Raw genomic sequence first — 19,736 nt, 5'->3', positions numbered from 1 at the left:
GATGACTAGATAATCATTAAATCTGCTTTTAAAGCACCAGACTGTTTCAATGCTTCCAATATCGCCACTAAATCGCCCGGCGCCGCACCCACCTTGTTGACCGCTTGGACAATATCATTTAAAGAAACCCCTTGAGGAAACTTAAACATGCGCCCTGTTCCATTGGTCGACACATCCACAACCGAATTCGGAGTCACAGCGGTATTGCCCCCCGCAAAAGGATTCGGCTGAGAGACCTCATTGGATTCGGTAATCTTAACCGTCAAACCGCCATGAGTGACGGCTGCAGGGCTGACTCGTACATTTTGGCCGATAACCACGGTACCGGTTCTTGAATTCACGATAATTCTGGCTGCACCCTCGCCTGGAACAACTTCAATATTTTCCAGTAACGATAAAAAGGCAACACGTTGATTCGGCAAGCGTGGCGCCATGACCTCGACCGTTTCAGCATCAACGGCACTTGCAGTTCCTGCACCCAGTTCTTTGTTGACCGCATTCACCAGATTTGTTGCCGTAGTAAAGTCAGCATCTTTTAAATTTAAGGTAATCGTATTGCCTAAATCAAATCCTGTATTGACGGTTCGCTCGACCATAGCACCATCAGGAATACGCCCTACACTCGGCACATTGATGGTAATTCTGGAACCATCTGCACCACTCGCATCTAAGCCACCGACAACTAGGTTACCTTGTCCTAGAGCGTAGACATTTCCATCCACCCCTTTCAAAGGGGTCAGCAAAAGTGTACCGCCTCTTAAACTTTTCGCATTACCTAAAGATGAAACGGTAATATCAATTTTTTGACCGGACTTCGCAAAAGCGGGTAATTCGGCGTGAACCGCCACCGCTGCGATGTTTTTAGAGTTGGTTTTAACCCCAGCTGGCACCTTGATGCCAAATTTATTCAACATGCTCAATAAACTCTGCTCGGCAAAAGGCGTCTTATCTCCAGAACCATTCAAACCAACGACAAGGCCATAACCGACCAATTGGTTGGAGCGAACTCCACCTACATCCGCAATATCCTTGACTCTCTCTGCATAACTAAAACTACTCCAACTCAGTAGTATCGTCAAAAATATGACTATTTTTCTGCTATACATATGAACATCCCTTGCCTGTTACGGCCATTTATTCTGGTTTATCGTATTTTTTGTTATATAAACCTGAATTTCTAATGAATTCATGGTTTTTATCTGAGTATGTAAAAGCATGCCTTATGCCAAATAAACAATTTACACTAAAGTTACCAACAGTACGGCCGTTAACCACTTGTTTATAAGACGTTATAAAACAACACCCACCCAAAACACATTGAAGCCGGTTAATTCTATAAATCATTTCTTTTGCATTTACGAAAATTTTGAATATGAGAACAAAGTTACCAGGCCTGGTAGCTTTTTGAAATTTAGAGAAAACTGAAAAGGAAAAAACCGATCTGCAAAAAGGAGATTTAAAAACAGATCGGTAAAAACGGTTTTTATCAGTTTTGAATACCTTGAAGTAATCAAACTTTGCTATTCTTTAGTATTAAAGAACAGTAGGATTAGATTTGTCATTTTAGACTATTTTTTTGGCTTTAAAAACCTTAACCACTTATTTTCATTGAAATTTTCACAACTCAAACTAATGCTATCATTTTAGAAAACCCACTTAAAGCGGCCAATATTTGGTTAGCCATTGAGTCCCTGCGCCAGTACGGGCATTATTACCTGTCATACCTACATCCTTATAGACCAGTCTAACATCGGCTACCTTTTCCGAAGAGATTGTATTGTCTGGTTGAATGTCTTCCGGGCGAATAATACCTGCAAACTGTACAACCTCGTCACCATCATGAATGGTTATCCACTTCTCTCCTCGAATCACCAAGTTACCATTCGGGATAACCTCTACCACCGTTACCGCAATCGATCCGGACAAACTTGAGTTCTGCTTAACATCACTTTTACCAGAAAAGGCTCCTTCTGAACCATAACCTATACTCAACCCTTTTAACGGAGAGGTAACGGTACTAATCGCGTCGCCAATGATATTATTCGGTGTTGTCACACTAAACGGGGTGGTAATGCCGTAATCTTGGCTGTTTGACTTATTGTACTTAGCCTCATCTTTCTTTTTGGCTGTCATATTTTCACTTAATGAAATAGTGATAATATCGCCTACTCTGTGAGCACGGGCATCATTAAATAACGTCATTGCCCCAGTTTGATATAAAGACCCGTTGGCTGGCTGAGCCGCTTGAGGGATATTTAGAGGATAACTTGGCGAATAATCTATTTTCTGCATTCTTTCTGGCGCACCGGAAGAACAACCGACCAAAACAACACTACCTAAAATAAGGCTAATAGCGCCAAAATTTTTCATTGTTGTTATTTTCATTTTTGTAATCCTATCTTAATGCCAGTTTATTTATAGCTGTCTTAACACACTGGTTCTTTTGATTCTTATTGCTCTAATAAGGCCATTCAACTATTAATCGTTCAATGTCTTAGAGATTGTTTTAAGTATTGTTATTCAAGTACTGCATCATTCCATCTGCTGCAGATATCGCCTTAGAATTCATCTCATAAGTTCGCTGCGCTTCAATCATTCCGATAAGCTCTTCCACCGTGTTCACGTTAGAGGCTTCTAACGCACCTTGGGTTAAAGCGCCTGCTTCAGCCGTCTGAGGATTATTGATATTAGGAGTTCCACTTGCCGTGGTTTCAGAATAAAAGTTATGCCCCAATGACTCTAAACCCGCTGGGTTGATAAAGCTGGCCAATTCAATTTGTCCGACCTGGTTTTGCTCGACATTACCAGGTTGGCTAACATAGACAGCGCCATCACGGGTAATGGATATCTCAGTTGCATCTTGCGGAATATTGATATTAGGCTCTAACAAGTAACCCGATGATGTCACCACATCGCCATTCTGATTCACTTCAAATGAACCGTCACGGGTGTACATCAAGTTACCTTCTTGATCTAAAACTTGGAAAAAACCTTTTCCCTCAATCGCAATATCCAATTGATTATCGGTTACCATCAAGTTACCTTGCGTATGGATTTTTTGCACACCGATGGCTTTCACCCCCGTCCCTAACTGAAGACCAGAAGGCAAGGTATTGGCTTGATCTTGTGATGCTTGAGCGCCAGGCTGACGAACATTCTGATAAATCAAATCATCAAACTCTGCTCGTCCAGTTTTATATCCATAAGTATTGGCGTTTGCGATGTTATTGGAAATAGCGGCTAAACGAAACTGTTGAGCTTCTAAACCCGTTTTTGCAACATATAATGCTCTATTCATTTTTTTTATCCCTCTAACTTATCGAATCGACAATATCGAATCAGATTTCTGTGCATGATTTTTGGTTGTTGCCATCATTTTGACTTGCATCTCATACTTTCTAGACAACTCAATCATATTTACCAGCGCTTCTGCGGTATTCACATTACTGCTTTCCAAAGCGCCACTGACTACGGTTACTTGTTCCTGTTGTACAGGAGGCGCATCAGCCTTCAATCGTGCATAACCATCCAAACCTTTTTCCAAATCTTTCGGGTCTGGCTTAACCAATCGAATTCGGTCCAATACCACCAACTGATTGCTTGGCGAATCCGCGGGCACAATTGAAATAGTGCCATCGTCACCAATGGTAATTGTTTTCACAGGAGGTACATTAATTGGCGTGCCACTCTCATTCAGAATCGGATTACCTTTTACATCGACCATGTCACCATTTTCAAGAATCTGCATACTTGCGGTTCTAACGTAAGCTTCATCCCCATTGGGAGCTTGTATACCGATAAACCCATCTTGTTTGGTGACAATGTCCAAATCCCTACCGGTAACCTTAATCGCACCTGCGGTAAAGTCGGTAGCAGGCCTTTCATCCAATGAATAAGCTCTAGATTCCCAACCCGGTCCTTGTACATGCTGGGCTCTGAAAACATTAAAATCTTTTTTAAAGCCGTCCGTATTTGCATTAGCCAAATTATTAGCGTTATTGGCTTGCGACAACATCACCTCTTTGGCACCACTCATTGCGATATACAACATACGATCCATGACAATTACTCCAGGATAATTTGATCTCTAATCAAAGATGGGACAAAAGCTGAACAAACTTTCATCCCGTTTTTTGAAACACCTTATATAAATGAGTCTTACGCTCGCTTGTGTTTCCCTTGTGTGTTTAGCGAATTGTCTAAAAATTGACACGCTATTTTCGTTCACAGGATGTTTAGCAGAGACTATGCCAAAAACAACATTAATGATGACTAAAGAATTCAGAAATGAGCCGATAAGCTTATAAGTAGGGGTTTATCAGATATAAAAAAGCCGGCAAAAAGTTGCCGGCAAGACCAGAAAAAGTAAAAAATATTAAAGATTTAAAATAGTTTGCGTTAATGTTTGCGAGGTAGAGATTACCTGAGCAGAGGCTTGGTAAGTTCTTTGCGTTTGAATCATATTCACCAATTCTCCAGCCACATCCACGTTTGAATACTCTAGAGAACCCGCCTGAATCGTACCAAATCCATTTTCTTGCGGACTACCCAACTGAACAGTACCGGAAGCAAAGGTTTCAGCATAGGTTTGCGCACCTAACTTTTCCATCGCATTTTTATCTGAAAAGTTGGCCACACCTAATCGAGCGACAGGAATCGAACGGCCATTTGAATAACGCGCCTCAATCGTTCCATCCAATCCGGTACTCAAACCGACCAAGTCACCGATTTTGAAACCGTTTTGTGTCACACCGCGAAGGTTATAAGAACCCGAGAACTGGGTCATATCCCTAAAGTCCATAGATATGCTGATATTGGTGCCATCTGAACTTCCCAATGGATCTGTCGCCCCGGTTAACGGATTATCGATGACGAAACTCAACTCAGGTAGAGAACCGGTTGAAACCCAACCATCATTACCCGCACCTGCTGTGCCATCAGGCAGAGGAGTGTGGTCGTCATCATGCCCTATCGCCGCATCTAAAGTTGCATCTTCTGGGCGACGAACATCAATCAGGTTACCGCTAGTATCGTAGCGCAATTCGAATATCGCACCCGCAAGGTTATTACCCGCTCCATCTGTGACTAAAGCACCGGTTACAGGATCAGCCTGATGTCCACTGGTAATCCAAGTACCGGTTGCGTCATCATAATCCTCAACCGTCAACTGGGCGATCCAACTCGTATACTTAACGCCTGTACCAGTACCATCGGTGATATAGGTACCATCCGGATTCAGACCGATATCCGAAGTATCATTAACCACATCACGTTTATAGAAGTTAGTGGTCAAACGATGCTCGCCCCCCAATGAATCATGAATGATCTTATTGGTTGAAAAATCTGGAAAACCTGCATAAGGACCTGTATTTTCAGGGTCAACAAGTGCTTTTAGATTAGCCGTCATCCCGATTGAGTTCGTGGCGCCATCCGTATTGGTAGGATCGGAATTATTAACCTCTTGGCCATCCAAGTTAATATCAAACGTCATCTCATCGGTTGCACGAGGCTCACGGTTAAGTGCATCCAAATCGATTGAGCTCAACGTGGTTTCAAACACAGGAACCGTTTCAGTCGATAGGGCTTCATTCAAAAGATAACCCTGAACCTGATTTCCTTCTTGAGTCGTTAAAAACCCATCTTTATCGAGTTTGAATGAGCCGTTACGAGTATAAACATTGTCGTATTTACCGGTTTGGTCTTGCAAGATGAAAAAACCTTCCCCATCAATCGCCATATCTAACTCACGCCCAGTACCATTGATTGTACCCTGACTGAAATCTTGAGTAATAGATGCAACACGAACCCCGTTCCCTGATGAGTTTTGAGCACCTGAAAACAAGTCGGCAAATTCCGTTCTAGAGCTTTTAAATCCAACAGATTGCGAGTTAGCCAAGTTGTTTGAAATTACGCCTAAACCACTTGATGCGGCGTTTATTCCACTTAATGCATTTAAATCATATGATGCACCCATGATATTCTCCTTGTGATTTTCCTTGTGAGACTCGTTTTCTATGCGAACTCATTGTGAAAACTAAAATTTTGTATTGTGTTTAAGTACTGTTTGGCATTTGAGCCAATCAACCACTTATTTCTCTAACCGTATCCATCGAAACGCGTTCACCGGTCGCCAAAGTCAACGTCATACTGCCATCACTGTTGACACCCACTGAATTCACCCTTGAACCTACAACCGTATCTATAGACTGTAGTTCACCATTGGCATCCGTGCCATAAGCGGTCAATGAATAAACACCGCTTGGACGGCTAACATCGACATTATCCAAACCATTCCAATCAATGGTTTTTTCGCCGGCCGACATATCAGCCACATTCAACTCTTTAACAACACCATACTCATCACTAATCACAACCGTGACATCTGTTAAAGGAAGCTCGCTATTTAACCTAAATTGCGAACTTTGACCTTGAGTATGGGAAAAATCTTCACCGGTAACCTGGACGTTTTTACCAATAATCGAAGCCGCCTGCATCGTCTGCATATTTTGAAAGCTTGCCGTCATTGCCAAGATAGATTCATTCATCTTGGTTGTCGCCTCAAGCTGGCTCATTTGCGTTAAATCCGTTACAAATGCCGTCGGATCCATTGGTTTAGAAGGGTCTTGGTTTTGCAATTGTGTGGTCAACAATCTCAAGAAATCCGCCTGCCCCATAACATTACTTGGCGCAGAATCACCAGGATTAGTCGACTGCTGTAAGGCCTGGACATAATCCGTATTGCCTGAGGTCACATTTGGGAAATAATCAGCCATAACCTACTCCTTATTTACCTAGTTGGATGGTACGTAACAGCAATTGCTTTGACGTATTCATGACTTCGATATTGGTTTCATATGAACGAGAAGCCGACATCATATTCGCCATCTCTTCCACCACATTAACATTAGGTTTATAGATATAGCCCTTCTCATCCGCCATAGGGTGATTAGGGTTATACTCCATGATTGACGGTGCCTGGCTTTCTACAATCTCTTTAACCCTAACGCCACCAGAAGGTTCGTTCATACTACCTTCTAAGATTGTTTGAAAGACCGGTTGTTTAGACTTATACGTCTCATCTTTGTTAGAACTCACACTATCTGCGTTAGCCATATTTGAGGCAATGGTGTTCAAACGCACCGTTTGCGCATGCATCCCAGTAGCTGAAATATCTAAAATTTTAAACATTGACATAATAATGTCCCCTTCCTAGAATTTACTCACCGCGAAGTGCGCCGCGAATACCTGAGATTTTGCCGTTTATAAATTCCAAAGTAGCTTGTTGCTGCATGGCGTTTTCCATAAACTGGGCTTTCTCGATATGTGTCTCAACGGTATTACCATCTAAAGAAGGTTGTGTGGACTGTCTATACATCAGGTAACGAGATGTTGACGAAAAAGCATCCCCTTCAATATGACCAGAATTCGTTTTTGCCATCTTCATCTGATCATTGCTATTTAGTTGGCCGCTTGCATCCTGCAAAGCCTTTCTAAAATCAAGATCTTTAGCCTTAAAATTGGGCGTATCGGCATTAGCCAAGTTATTAGCTAAAAGCTCCGCTCGCTGGGTTCTTATCTTCAAGGCTTGTTCATGTATGCCAAAAATCGATTCTGCCATCACTATTTCCCTTCTGGTTCAATTCAATATGTGTGTTCTTTGACACCTCTTTATATTTGAGAATGAATTAGCAACTGCAATGCCAAAATTCATTTTTTTATCGCATTTACCTAAAAACAGGCTAAAGTTTTTTAAAAAACGTCAGTTATCGGCCGATTTCTGAAAACTTTAGTAAAAAAGAGGAAAAAATTGCCACCTAGCAAAAACAAAGGAGAAATACAGATTAAAATCAAACTGTTGGAAAATAGATTTTGGAATCGACCAGGCCTGGTCGGTTTCAGAATCACAATCAAATAGCGATAAAAAAACCCGCTCAGAGGCGGGTTTTAGAAAGAATAACGATAGATTACAACATAGGCTTACCAGGTTTTAACCACATCCCCCACTTGAACCAACCCTTTCTTGGCGGTAAGTTCGGCAACGGCAAATCTTGGCATAATGCGTTTGATCTTTAAAAACGCACCAGGAACAAAATCGCTACCTAACAGCGAACCGTTAAAACGAACCGGCCTACCTGTACGGTGGTAAACAGCAAGGTCATCCCCTACTTTTGCGCCAGAACTTGCATTCAGGTAAATGATATATTCTTCACCGCGGACATCGATTATTTCACTTTCAAAAGGTTTACAGTGCAGATAATCGATTGCATCGGTAACCTCTTGCTCCAGTAACGCATGAAAAACCTTACCGGTATCCGTTGCAAAGAAAGCATTAGATCCAAACGGCTTATCTCGACCTACTGTCACATTTCCTTCCACATCAAAACCACCACGTGATTGATGTACAATCTCATTACGCATCAAATCGACCATATACCAATCTGTCTCAATATAACGACTACTTGGCTTGACTTCTAAATTATAGAAACGCTTAACATCATTTTTCAGTCCACTTTCAGCATGAGCGGACATCGAACGAATCACGGTCAACAATAGATACTGAGCGCCCGTTTTATCTCTAAGCACGGCAATTAGTTCTGGATCTAAATTGGGTGAAACCTGAATGTTTGGCTGAAGATCGACGACTTGATTTAATAAAGTGTAGTTTTTATAACCTTGATTACGCACTCGTCTTTCAAGCTCTAGCTGATAGCCATTCAAAAGATTAGAAACGTCATTCGCCTGGTTCGCATGCGCAAAAACCACTGGGGCAATAGCCAGACGCGGTTGATATTGATTACCCGGCAAGCTTGGACAAACACCGCGCTCTTCAGTTAAACAGACGTTCAGAGTCACTTCATAATTTAACGGCGATTTTTTAGTTGCTCCGTACTTATCTTCCGGCTCCTCGAACCCCTCTTTTAAAACCGTAAAACTTTTAACCTTACTCGACGAGGTAAAGCGAGCGCTGTCCAAAGTCAGCTGATAAGCCTCTACCGACTGGTCGGTTTTCACGACAACATTATTTTTCAAACTGGCTTGCTGCAACGCGTCTCGAATCGCCATTTTTCTAGCAAACGCCTCACTCACATCTTTAGAAGAGGCAATTCCTTTAACCACAACACACTGAGCTTGTTCGGAGAAACTGGGTTTCTGAGTTGGCTGCGGCTCTTTAGCAGCACGCTTATCGGATTTTTCCTCAACATAACTTGGTTCAGCGCACATGACAGGCGAATTGGGATTGTCGATACACTCCGCTTCGATTTCCGCTGAAATTGCAGAATATGAAACAAGCAACGATGAAATGAAAACTGAGGTTAAAAAAAATCGCATCGGAAAAACTCTAAGCCTGCTTATGAGAAGCGTGAGTGACTTCATCAATTCGCTGAACAATGATAGTGGCCAACTCATCCGAATGCCACTTTGACAAAAACACATTTGCGCCAACCTTATCCGTTAAGCTCTCATTAAAACCACCACTTAACGAAGAGTTCAAAACCACATACAAGTCTTTCAAGCGTTCATCCTTGCGAATACTGGTTGTCAGAGTATAGCCATCCATTTCCGGCATCTCGATATCGGAAATCACCATCAGCACCCGGTCGGAAACCCTGGGTGAAATACCTTTTTCCGCATCATCGGCCCATTTCTGTAAAAACTCCAACGCAAGCTTACCGTTATTTACAATTTTATTAGCAATCCCCATCTTTTCAAGAATATGCTTCAACTGGTTACGAGCCACGGAAGAGTCATCGGCACCAAGCACAAAGAAATTCTGATTTGCCGTTTTAGAAACATTCTGCTCAATGAACTCATCCGACATTTCATTGCTCAGCCCCGAAACCTCAGCCAATACCTTTTCAACATCGACGATTTGTACAATTTGATCCTGTGCTCGAGTAATCCCCGTTAAATAATTCACATTCAACAGGCTATCGGGAGGAGGCAAAATATCTTCCCAACGTAAGTGCACGATGCGATCCACATCCTCCACCAAAAACCCCTGCACAGAGCTATTAAATTCGGTAACGATGGTCAAACTGTTGGAATAATTTTCCGGTGCAATAGGCTCCAAATCCAAAGCCTTAGCCAAATCAATCATTGGCATGGTCTGACCTCGAATATCTGACACCCCAACCACTCTAGAATCCGACTTAGGAACAACCGAAATATGTGGCGTTCGAATAACCTCACGAACTTTAAATACATTAATGCCAAACAGTTGCTGCCCTTTAATCGTAAAAAGCAACAGCTCCATTCGGTTCATACCTGCCAAAGAAGTCCTTTGATCAACACCTTTTAAAAAGCTCGACATGTTAACGCCACCTTAATTCCATTTATCGTTATGCATTCTACCAATCAATCTAAGCATTTTTGAATTTTACTTAGACTAATGTAATTACAACAGTCCTTTAAAAGCAATTTGCACTCATGTTAGACTGTCAACATGAAAAAATCGATCTATCTATTCACACTACTCTCATTACTGTTTTTATCAGTAAACATGAAAACCCATGCCAATACAGAAGAGACCCAATCTCCAACGGGAAATCCTTCTTTTCAATCTGTAGATGAAATCCATCAATTAGTTATTAATCACGTTAAGCAAAAAATTGACCAAAAACTTTTTGAACCAACAATTCAATTAAGAAAACTCTCGCCTGAAATCAAATTGGGCCGCTGTCAAACCGCGATTCAAATTGAAGATAAAAACCTAGATAACATTGCCGGAAGGATGACAATAAGTGCAATTTGCTTACAACCGAAATGGCGGGTTTTTGTTCCCGTTACCGTTGACGGCAAGCAACCTGTTGTGATTTCAACTAAAGGAATTTTAAAAAAGGCCGTTATACAAGAAGGAGATGTTAAACAAGAGCTTGTTCACTATAAAAAAATCCCTTCTGGTAGCATGATAAATGCTTCAAAGGCGGTTGGAATGCGTGCCAAAAAAGCGATTCCAGCCAATCAGATTTTAAGAATTCGTGATTTGCAACCACCTTATTGGGTATTTAAAAACCAACAAGTCAACATAGTCACGCGCATAGGTGGAATCGAAGTAAAAACAACTGGAACGGCATTAAAAAATGGCGTAGTTGATGAACAAGTTCCAATACAAAACAGCTCTTCGCAAAAAACTATTAAAGGCATAGTTATTGCTCCGAATACGGTATTAGTTCCATAAGCCAAAAAATTGACAGTAAAACGTATTTTGCAAACAAGCTACTTGTAATAAAAATTAACCAAAAAAAAATTAACTTTTTAGCTAAAGCTTTTAATATTTTGCCGATACATATAGTAGAAACGGTAACAATGCTGTTAAAATGTCAGCAATATCAGGTGTGAGGCCAAAAAATGGATATTAAAAATTTAACAAACAGTGTGATGACTAGTCGTGCCAACGACCAGTTAAAAACGCCGACTAAAGAGCTTGATGGACGAGCAAGCACAGCTAAAAACTCTGTAGACAGGGTTACTTTAACGGACGTTTTATCACAAACTCGAGAGCTTGAAGCAAAATCTCAAGATGTTCAGATTGATAATTCAGCACGAATTGCCGCAATCAAAGCTGCAATCTCTGATGGTACTTATCAAATCGATTCGCAGAAAATCGCTGAAAAGTTAATTCAAACTGAAGCCTTATTTGCCAAAGCCTAGTTGAGAAAATGCACCCTACCTCAGACGAAGTTAAATTTGATTTAAAACTGTTTTCCTCACAAACAGAGTCATTACTTCGTCTTTTAAAGAAGTTTTCAGAACAGCTTGATTTAGAATCTGAATCCATTAGAAAAAATTTAGCTGATCAAATTCTAAAGACCACGGCCAATAAACAAGAGTTGGCAGACAAGCTTAATTCAGAAACCTCAGCGTTAAATTTCAATTTAGAAAAAAGCGGTTTAAATCTAAACACCCTCGTTGAATCTCAACTATTCAAGACCCTTCCTAAAGATCTACAACAACAAACTCAAGCTTTAATTTCCCTAGTTCAAGAATGCCACGATAAAAACTTAGCAAATGGCATGTCAATTCAAATGCTCAGTAATATCAACCAACACGCACTAGATTTGATTTCAGGCAAGCACAAACAAGATATAAAGCTTTATGGATCAAGTGGCGAAAAAACCCAATCTGGTAACCAAAGCTCTTTAGGTAAAGCCTAATTATTGGCTTATTTTCTGCTTATAATTATTTTTAAATTTTAATGATAATTTCAAAGAGTTTTCATTCGTTTCTTTATTTGTATAAACTATGAAAGTTTCATAATAAGACAGAATAAAACTCAAACGAGGCTAATCCCTCAACCATCGTGATTAGAGAGAATATTTATGCGTAAAGACCAACGCTCTTACTACCGAATTGATGTCATCATGCCTTGTAGCTATCGTATATTGTCGTTAGAACAAGCTATTGAAACGGCATTACCAAGCACTCCAGATGCGAAGTATATTGAAGAATACTTTATGGAGAACTTGTCTCAGCTAGACGCTCAGATCAATGAGGTAATTTCTCATATCAATCAAAAAAGTTCGCTACTGGCTTCAGCACTGACTGCCATGAATAGTAAAATCAATTTTCTATTGCAAACCATCGATGAAAAACAGCTTAGCCGAGCCATTCCACAGCGCTTAGTTAATTTAAGTGGTGGCGGCATTGCGATAGATGTAGAAGAAGATGTGAAAATAACGGATAAAGTTGATTTACTTATCAAGCCACTGCAAAATGAATCCCCCATCTTGGTACGTTGTGATGTTGTGAGTGTAACCCCTCTTGCCGACGGTTCTGAAGGCTCTACAATTGCATTATCATATCAATCTCTATCTGAAGATGATCGACGTAAACTGGTTTACTTCATTCAAGCTAAAGAGATTGAGTTTGCCCAGAAAAACCGTAACAAAGAACAACACAACAAATAATCTTATATCTATTCTAAACAACATTACGGGACATAGAATACAAAAAAGCCTCAGTTATTTACTGAGGCTTTTTTGTATTTGAGTATTAAGTTTATAAATGGAATAAAAAACACTTACTCTACGGAAAAGCGTAACGCTTATCCGCTCTTTCTGCCGTTTTTTCCTTACCATCTTCTTTTAAGAGCTTTGACAATTTCTTCTCCAAAGCTTGCATCTTCGCTAAACTTTTATCAACCTTAGCTTCACTATTTTTTTGTGATTGTTCGGACGCTTTAATTTGCTTGTCCTGTTTGGCAACCTTGCTTTCTAGAATTCTTACACGAGTACTAATACTCGCTGCATCAGCAACACTTTGCCAAACAAACAAAGATAAAATTGTCGCTACAAAGACTTTTTTAAAAATCATATATCGCCTCAATCCATAAGTTTTATCAAACCTAGCAAGTTAGCAGGCCTGGTAATTCCTATAGCAAATCTTTTAGTAAGAACTTACTTTATAAGCCTGTTCAGGCTCTACCGCAGCCGCTTTAGATGCTGTATAAACAAAAGCTTCCTCAAAGAATTTTTTATCCACATAGACTTCCAAAACCGTTTCATAGTTATTATCTGCCATTGGCGTCACACTCACGACTCTAGCGCCTCTAACAACGGCATTTACTCGCGCTCTAAAGCTATCATTCTTGGCGGTCAAGGTTGATACAGAAGTATTACTATCAATTTTAATACCATACAACTGTTCTGCTAATGCTCGGTAAGCGTCAAGTTTAGATGAACGAATCGCCATTAAACGTCGTTGACCCGATGTATAGGCGGCAAAAGTACTTTCTGCACCATAACCAATTCCGGTTACTTTCAATAACTCAGGCTTTTGTACAGGAGCAGGAGTGGCGATTGATTTAGAAACAGCTCCCTGAGATTCAACCATCGGTACATGATGTACTTGTACGGCTTGTGGCTCATCGTTTTTAGTCTGCAAACAACCCGACAGAACTAAAGTGCTTGCTACTCCAGCAATTAAAAATGATGTCTTCTTCATGGTTTTATACTCCACTATTTACTCAAAACTTAATTTATTGACTTAAAAATTCTACTGGCAATCTTTTGCCGCTTGCGAACAGTCGATATCGTTCACACGATACACAGTGCCTAATTCGTATTTCTTTTCTAACTGTTTAGTCGAATAATAATCCGGTACCTTCATTGTCGAATAATGCACTAAACCGACATTTTCACCTATCTGAATCACCGCACGATTAAAACTCTGTACCGGCTGAGAACTACAGGCGCTCAAGAAAACAACCGCCGTAATAATTGATAAAAGACCGTACCATTTCATATTCATATCTAAACACTAAATTATGGATAAGAATCCGTTACCGATTGGTCATAAAAACCACCATCAGGTGCCGAATACTGATATCGGCTTTTAGATTGTCTCTCATTTTCTTTAGCGACTTGCTCGGCCTTTTCAGCCTGTTCCACCAAAACTTGTTTTTCAACGGTTTTAATACTTTGAATCAAAGCCTGATACTGATCTTGTATTTTTTTAACGCGACTATTCACCTCGTCAATACGGCGTTGGGCTTTAATTAATTTGTCATTTACCGATGTCACTTTTTTCATTAATTCTGGATTCTCGGCGACCATTGACGGTGACGCGACAACATTTGTATGCGTTACCACTGGCTCTGGTACGACAGGATGAGCCACAGGAACACCATGGGTATCTTTGGCGACATTTCCTGCATCATGCGCTACTGGATGCGCCCCCAATCCAAGAGGATCAATCACCTCTTGTTTAGCAACCACCTTGGATGAACCGGTATTTGTTGCCATATCGGCAACCAACTGCTCTATCTGAAAATTGATTGCATCTAACTTTTTCTCAACCGACTGTGCGGTTTTATCAACTTCATGAATACTTGTACTATTTTGTTCAGAAGCCACCTTGATTGATTCGATGAGTGACAGGGTTTCTTCATCCATGCCGGCTGACGAAGCCGATAAAGCCCCCCACACTCCGATACCGATACCGGCCAATGCCAGTACACTCAAAATCGATCCAAAAATAATGATTAATTTTTTTATAGAATCCATATCTTTTGCCGCCATATTGGAATTTTGTGCTACTTGAGCATTTGCACGTTTTGCTAAAAAATCGTCTGCATCTGGAACAGCTTCAAACCTTGATTCTGCTGGATTGTTTTCAGCCATTTTTTTATCAATATTGGTTGACGCCTCTTCTTGAGCCTTAGGAGTAGAAACATCAACCACCTTAGGTTCATCATCAAGCTCCAAATCATCCAATGAATCCAGAAAACCATCCGAATCATCAGGGAAATCGATGGATTCATCAACATCAGGAATATCGGCAACAGCCCCTCCTGCGGATGACTCGGCCTCATCAGTTGAAATATCGTCATCTAAATTATCAGAGACCGCTTCTAACTCAGCCTCATCTAATAAAGCATCAATACTTTCTAGGTCATTGGGATCAAATGTATCGTCTTGGATAGCCACTCAGTCATTCCTTAAAAACTTTTATCGAAAAATTCAAATAGAAAACCAGTCAAATTAATCAATAAAAGTGGATTTGTAATTGCGGCAGAAAAGATTTTAAGATTGAAAATTATTATTCTGATTGAATAGTAAATCTTTCAAAAACACCGTTGTCTGCCCAATAAACAGTTGGCAAAAGGTAAAATTGTCCATTTGCATCTCGAACATAGGTTCCAAATGCACTTTCCACCAAGGTGTCGACCTTTGAAGACTCACTCGGATTTTTGACAATCTCTATCGCCACTTCTCCTAAAGCATGAAACAGGCCATTTTTTTCAATTGATGTTGTTGAGGTTTGATTTTTTAAAAATTCGCTTGAAAAAAATAAGGGAAGAATTGCAAACGTTTGCACCCACGCATCTCTGTTTGCACTCAAATAGGATTGGCTGGGTGTTTTACTCGGGTACCAAATATGGGTAATGGTTTGATTTAAAGATAGAAAGTGTAGATAAGGCGCAATTTGAATTGCTTGATTTTCAGGAACAAAAGAGATTACTGCCTCAATATCTTTACGAGCCCTCGGTTCAAACTCCAACGGCTGTCTTAATACCGTTTGTAACCATTGGTGACGCTCTTTTGAGTTTTGCGAGTGTAAAGCATCATCAATGACTTGCCCAACGGTTTTATCAATGGTTTGCACATGATAATCATTAGGGTTATTAAATTGTGACCAGGCCTGGTGAAAAGCCTGCTCCAATTGCTCGGAAACATCGTCACGGTTTTTAAGAACCAGTATTTTTTGATACTGTGCTTGATTTAAAACTTGGAAGACCTGCTCCAACCCAGCTTGCTTACTAGGGGAAAGACTATATTCAGAAGAAGACAATGAACCCACTTCATTGAAATATAAAGTCGATACCCCGGTCGCCAACTGTTGCCATTGCAGAATGCGTTCTTTCTGCAATGGGCCAAAAATAAAGTCGGGTTCATAATATTTTAGAACCTCCCACATTTCAAAAGCCGATGAGTATAGCCCCGAATCTAGAGCGATTAACTTACCCTTAAACCCCGCTTGTTTAAGCCCGCGCTGCAAGGTATTCTGCAGCTCAAGCCCAACCTGTTGAAAACGCCCGCTGGTTGGCAAAACAATCGCCACCACAGCTTGTGGATCTTGCATAGGAAACACAATGTCTTTGGAAAAAGAAAAGAACGACAATAACGACGGTTTAGGCACCGATGCCAAATACTTTTCGAGTTCCGCCACTCTATTTTGGAAAGCCGGAATAATATACTGTTTTTTAAGTTCTTTTAGATACTGGGCAACTTGCTTTTGATCACCATTTTTTTTTGACATCTCAGCACGTAAGATTAAAATTTCTTGATCAAGCCTTTTTGCTTGCTGAAGATGCCTCTCTTTAGCAGGGGTATTCTCAACGTATGGCTTCGTTTTACCAACATCTAGCAAGCTTCTTGGCTTACTATCCCGAAAAAAATCATCCCACTCCCCTTCAGCATAGGCAAAGCTTGCCATCGGCAAACTTAACGCTATTCCGATTAGAGCTAGATGAATTTTTTTCATATCTGTAAACCCAATATACTTAATGAGAATTTTCAACCTGCATTTAGCGATTTTGACACAATTTCATATACATCTTTTGAAAGGTTCTCACTCTCTAAAATTTGTTGTAAAGCCTGCTTCATCATATCTTGACGCTGTTGATCGTATCGTTTCCAATGGGTGAAAGGCGCAACAATCCTAGCGGCAACTTGTGGATTAATTCTATTGAGCTTGATAACTTGTTCAGCCATAAAACGATAACCCTCTCCACTGGCCTGGTGAAAACCTAGCATATTCAAACGTCCAAACACACCCAAAACACTTCTTACCCTATTTGGATTGGTATAAACAAAATCCTTGTGCTCAACCAGCTCCTTTACATGGCTTAAGGAATGAAGATGATGTGACCCCGCCTGCAAGCTAAACCATTTATCTAAAACCAACGTATCCTCTTTCCACTTATCATAGAATGCATTTAAGCAAGATTGGCGCTCAAGGCTATCGGTATGGGATAAACTTTCTAGCGCTGCCAAAACATCCGTCATATTGGAACTCTGTGTAAACTGTTCTGCACCGAGCTGAATTTGATTGGGTAGCAACATTAAATACTGCAAACATAGATTTTTTAGTTTACGGTTCGCAATATCCTCTTTTTGATATCGATAGACTTTTTCAGACTTATTTAAATCTGCATAGATAGTCAAGAATTGACCCTCATACTGAGTTGCCAGTTCTTGTTTTAGCCAGCGATGCACATGATATATCGCATCAACATTCATCTGCTGATACTGCTCACCGATATAGGTTAAATCAGGTAAAGTTAACGTAAGTGCTTTTAGAGCCTTATCAATAGTCGAATCGGCTAGAACACCGGCAAAGGCCTGAGCGAAGTAGTCAGAGATTTGCAGATTTTGCCCTGTTTCATAGTTAGAAATATTACGCTTAATCTCCCTTAACGCCAAAGTTTGCATCGATTCCCAACGCACAAAGCTGTCTGAATCAAAGCTGGCCAATTTAGCCAAATCTTGATTACTCTGTTCATATTCAAGAATAACCGGGGCAGAAAAGCCTCTTAATAAGGAAACAATAGGATTGCTCTCAACCTGCTCAAAACTGAATTTTTGCGTTGTCTCCGTTAACTTTAAAAGCCCCTCTGAACCATTAATGACGATGTTATCTCTATCTTCTACGGCAACATTAAGAGCCAAAGAAGCACCCTCTTCTGAAAACAGCGCCATCTTAACCGGGATTAACATTGGCTTAAACCCACCCTCTAGCTTTGGAATTCTTTGCGACAGGGTTAACGTAAACAATTTAGACCCAGCATCATAATCGGTTGCAACCGACAATATTGGCGTACCGCTTTGCAAGTACCACTGATGCATTTGTGCCAAATCGACACCATTCGCATCTGCCATCGCATTTCTGAAGTCTTCAACGGTAACCGCCTGGCCATCATGCCTAGAGAAATACAGATCCATACCCTTTCTAAAGCCATTTTCACCTAATAAGGTATGGTAAAGCCTAACCACTTCAGCTCCCTTTTCATAAACCGTCATGGTATAGAAGTTATTCATCTCAATATAGGATTGTGGTTGAATAGGATGCGACATAGGTCCGGCATCTTCAGGAAATTGATTCGTACGCAAACGTTTGACGTCTTCAATGCGCTTAACTGCAGGCGAAAGCATATCTGCAGTAAACTCCTGATCCCTAAAGACCGTTAAACCTTCTTTAAGCGTCAACTGGAACCAATCACGACATGTAACACGATTCCCTGTCCAGTTATGGAAATATTCATGCCCGATGACCGCTTCGATACCTTCATAGTCAACGTCTGTGGCTGTATCAGGTTTGGCGAGGACAAATTTGGAATTGAATACATTCAACCCTTTGTTTTCCATTGCCCCCATATTGAAATCATCAACAGCGACAATCATGTAAATATCTAAATCGTAAATTAAACCGAATCGCTCCTCATCCCATTTCATCGACTTAATCAGCGAATCCATAGCATGTTCACATTTATCGATATTTTTAGGCTCGACGTAGATTCTTAAATCGATATCGCGACCATCCGCGCTATGATAAACCTCTTTTACACAAGCTAAATTCCCTGCAACCAAGGCAAACAAATAACATGGTTTTTTGAAAGGATCCTGCCAAACAGCATAATGACGGTTATCCGCAAGTTCACCTGATTCAATCAGATTACCATTGGACAGCAATACTGAGTTTTCAGACTTATCGGCAATGATTTTAGTGGTAAATAATGTCAGAACATCGGGACGATCAAAAAAATAAGTGATCTTTCGAAAACCTTCCGCTTCACATTGAGTACAGTAATTACCGCTCGTTCGATAAAGCCCTTCTAAAGCCGTATTGTTCTGAGGCTCAATTACCGTTTCAATTTTCAACTCAAATTGATCCAAGCCTAAGGTGGGAATGGTTAACGTTTCTTTTCCCTGCTCACATTGCGCGGTCAAATCACGACCATCCAGAAAGACGGAAACCAGCTTTACGTTTTCACCATCCAGAACCATTTTTGGCTGTTGCGACAAATTCTTAACCTTCAGGGTATTGGTTACCTGGGTATTTAGGGGAGCTAAATCGAACTCTAAAAAAACGGATTCAACCTCAAAATGAGGTGCTTGGTAATCTTTAAGATAATGTTCTACAGGGGTATCATTTTTCATATTCAACTCAAACAAACTAAAACTCATATTATTAAAACAAAAAAGCCTTTCTGCCGAAACAGAAAGGCTTTTAAA

General features: G+C 40.5%; 20 protein-coding genes. 4 read left to right on the top strand and 16 right to left on the bottom strand.

Going from position 1 to position 19,736, the window contains the following annotated elements; translation table 11 throughout:
• Positions 1-5: 5 nt before the first annotated feature.
• From L6421_RS03795 to L6421_RS03750, 10 genes are all read right to left on the bottom strand, one after another.
• Entirely contained in the window at positions 6-1,106 is a 1,101-nt protein-coding gene (locus tag L6421_RS03795; protein WP_237263747.1) for a flagellar basal body P-ring protein FlgI, read from the bottom strand.
• A gap of 550 nt (positions 1,107-1,656) precedes the next feature.
• Positions 1,657-2,385, bottom strand: a complete 729-nt coding sequence (locus tag L6421_RS03790; protein WP_237263744.1) for a flagellar basal body L-ring protein FlgH — start codon at positions 2,383-2,385, stop codon at positions 1,657-1,659.
• 121 nt (positions 2,386-2,506) lie between these two features.
• Positions 2,507-3,298: a flagellar basal-body rod protein FlgG gene (gene flgG / locus L6421_RS03785; RefSeq protein WP_237263742.1), complete on the bottom strand. Its 792-nt coding sequence runs from the start codon at positions 3,296-3,298 to the stop codon at positions 2,507-2,509.
• 18 nt (positions 3,299-3,316) lie between these two features.
• A complete protein-coding gene (gene flgF, locus L6421_RS03780) occupies positions 3,317-4,060 on the bottom strand; it encodes a flagellar basal-body rod protein FlgF (RefSeq protein ID WP_237263740.1) in 744 nt (247 codons plus the stop codon).
• A 315-nt stretch (positions 4,061-4,375) separates the two neighbouring features.
• Entirely contained in the window at positions 4,376-5,974 is a 1,599-nt protein-coding gene (locus tag L6421_RS03775) for a flagellar hook protein FlgE (RefSeq protein ID WP_237263738.1), read from the bottom strand.
• Between the two features lie 106 nt (positions 5,975-6,080).
• Positions 6,081-6,773, bottom strand: coding sequence for a flagellar hook assembly protein FlgD (locus L6421_RS03770; RefSeq protein WP_237263736.1), 693 nt, complete (start codon positions 6,771-6,773; stop codon positions 6,081-6,083).
• A gap of 10 nt (positions 6,774-6,783) precedes the next feature.
• Positions 6,784-7,194: a flagellar basal body rod protein FlgC gene (gene flgC / locus L6421_RS03765; RefSeq protein ID WP_237263735.1), complete on the bottom strand. Its 411-nt coding sequence runs from the start codon at positions 7,192-7,194 to the stop codon at positions 6,784-6,786.
• Between the two features lie 22 nt (positions 7,195-7,216).
• A complete protein-coding gene (flgB, locus tag L6421_RS03760) occupies positions 7,217-7,618 on the bottom strand; it encodes a flagellar basal body rod protein FlgB (RefSeq protein WP_237263733.1) in 402 nt (133 codons plus the stop codon).
• 359 nt (positions 7,619-7,977) lie between these two features.
• Positions 7,978-9,330, bottom strand: coding sequence for a hypothetical protein (locus tag L6421_RS03755; protein ID WP_237263731.1), 1,353 nt, complete (start codon positions 9,328-9,330; stop codon positions 7,978-7,980).
• A 10-nt stretch (positions 9,331-9,340) separates the two neighbouring features.
• The gene (locus tag L6421_RS03750) at positions 9,341-10,312 is read right to left on the bottom strand and encodes a chemotaxis protein (protein ID WP_237263729.1); all 972 of its coding nucleotides are present in this window, start codon (positions 10,310-10,312) and stop codon (positions 9,341-9,343) included.
• A gap of 132 nt (positions 10,313-10,444) precedes the next feature.
• Here L6421_RS03750 and flgA point away from each other — a divergent pair, with 132 nt between their 5' ends.
• From flgA to L6421_RS03730, 4 genes are all read left to right on the top strand, one after another.
• Positions 10,445-11,179, top strand: coding sequence for a flagellar basal body P-ring formation chaperone FlgA (gene flgA / locus L6421_RS03745; RefSeq protein ID WP_237263727.1), 735 nt, complete (start codon positions 10,445-10,447; stop codon positions 11,177-11,179).
• A 170-nt stretch (positions 11,180-11,349) separates the two neighbouring features.
• A complete protein-coding gene (flgM, locus tag L6421_RS03740; RefSeq protein WP_237263724.1) occupies positions 11,350-11,652 on the top strand; it encodes a flagellar biosynthesis anti-sigma factor FlgM in 303 nt (100 codons plus the stop codon).
• A gap of 8 nt (positions 11,653-11,660) precedes the next feature.
• A complete protein-coding gene (gene flgN, locus L6421_RS03735) occupies positions 11,661-12,155 on the top strand; it encodes a flagellar export chaperone FlgN (RefSeq protein ID WP_237263723.1) in 495 nt (164 codons plus the stop codon).
• A 165-nt stretch (positions 12,156-12,320) separates the two neighbouring features.
• Positions 12,321-12,908 (top strand): PilZ domain-containing protein, encoded by a 588-nt coding sequence (locus L6421_RS03730; RefSeq protein ID WP_237263721.1) that lies wholly within the window; start codon positions 12,321-12,323, stop codon positions 12,906-12,908.
• A 118-nt stretch (positions 12,909-13,026) separates the two neighbouring features.
• On the opposite strand, the gene L6421_RS03725 is transcribed toward L6421_RS03730, so the two are convergent.
• The 6 genes from L6421_RS03725 to pepN all read right to left on the bottom strand — a co-directional run bounded on the left by L6421_RS03725 (position 13,027) and on the right by pepN (position 19,661).
• A complete protein-coding gene (locus L6421_RS03725) occupies positions 13,027-13,314 on the bottom strand; it encodes a hypothetical protein (RefSeq protein ID WP_237263719.1) in 288 nt (95 codons plus the stop codon).
• Positions 13,315-13,386: 72 nt separating this feature from the next.
• Positions 13,387-13,944 carry an LPP20 family lipoprotein gene (locus L6421_RS03720; protein WP_237263717.1) on the bottom strand — a complete coding sequence of 186 codons (558 nt, stop codon included), beginning with the start codon at positions 13,942-13,944 and terminating at the stop codon, positions 13,387-13,389.
• 51 nt (positions 13,945-13,995) lie between these two features.
• On the bottom strand, positions 13,996-14,250 hold the full coding sequence (locus L6421_RS03715) for a hypothetical protein (protein ID WP_237263715.1): 255 nt from the start codon (positions 14,248-14,250) through the stop codon (positions 13,996-13,998).
• Positions 14,251-14,264: 14 nt separating this feature from the next.
• Positions 14,265-15,428, bottom strand: a complete 1,164-nt coding sequence (locus L6421_RS03710) for a hypothetical protein (RefSeq protein WP_237263713.1) — start codon at positions 15,426-15,428, stop codon at positions 14,265-14,267.
• A 112-nt stretch (positions 15,429-15,540) separates the two neighbouring features.
• Positions 15,541-16,986 carry a penicillin-binding protein activator gene (locus L6421_RS03705; RefSeq protein ID WP_237263711.1) on the bottom strand — a complete coding sequence of 482 codons (1,446 nt, stop codon included), beginning with the start codon at positions 16,984-16,986 and terminating at the stop codon, positions 15,541-15,543.
• Between the two features lie 32 nt (positions 16,987-17,018).
• Complete coding sequence (gene pepN, locus L6421_RS03700; RefSeq protein ID WP_237263709.1) at positions 17,019-19,661, bottom strand: aminopeptidase N; 2,643 nt, start codon at positions 19,659-19,661, stop codon at positions 17,019-17,021.
• Positions 19,662-19,736: the final 75 nt, after the last annotated feature.

Origin of the sequence: Thiomicrorhabdus immobilis (assembly GCF_021654855.1) — a bacterium.
GTDB classification, from domain to species: Bacteria; Pseudomonadota; Gammaproteobacteria; order Thiomicrospirales; family Thiomicrospiraceae; genus Thiomicrorhabdus; species Thiomicrorhabdus immobilis.
Note: the sequence above shows the minus strand (reverse complement) of the source record. Positions and strands in the feature narration are given on the sequence as shown.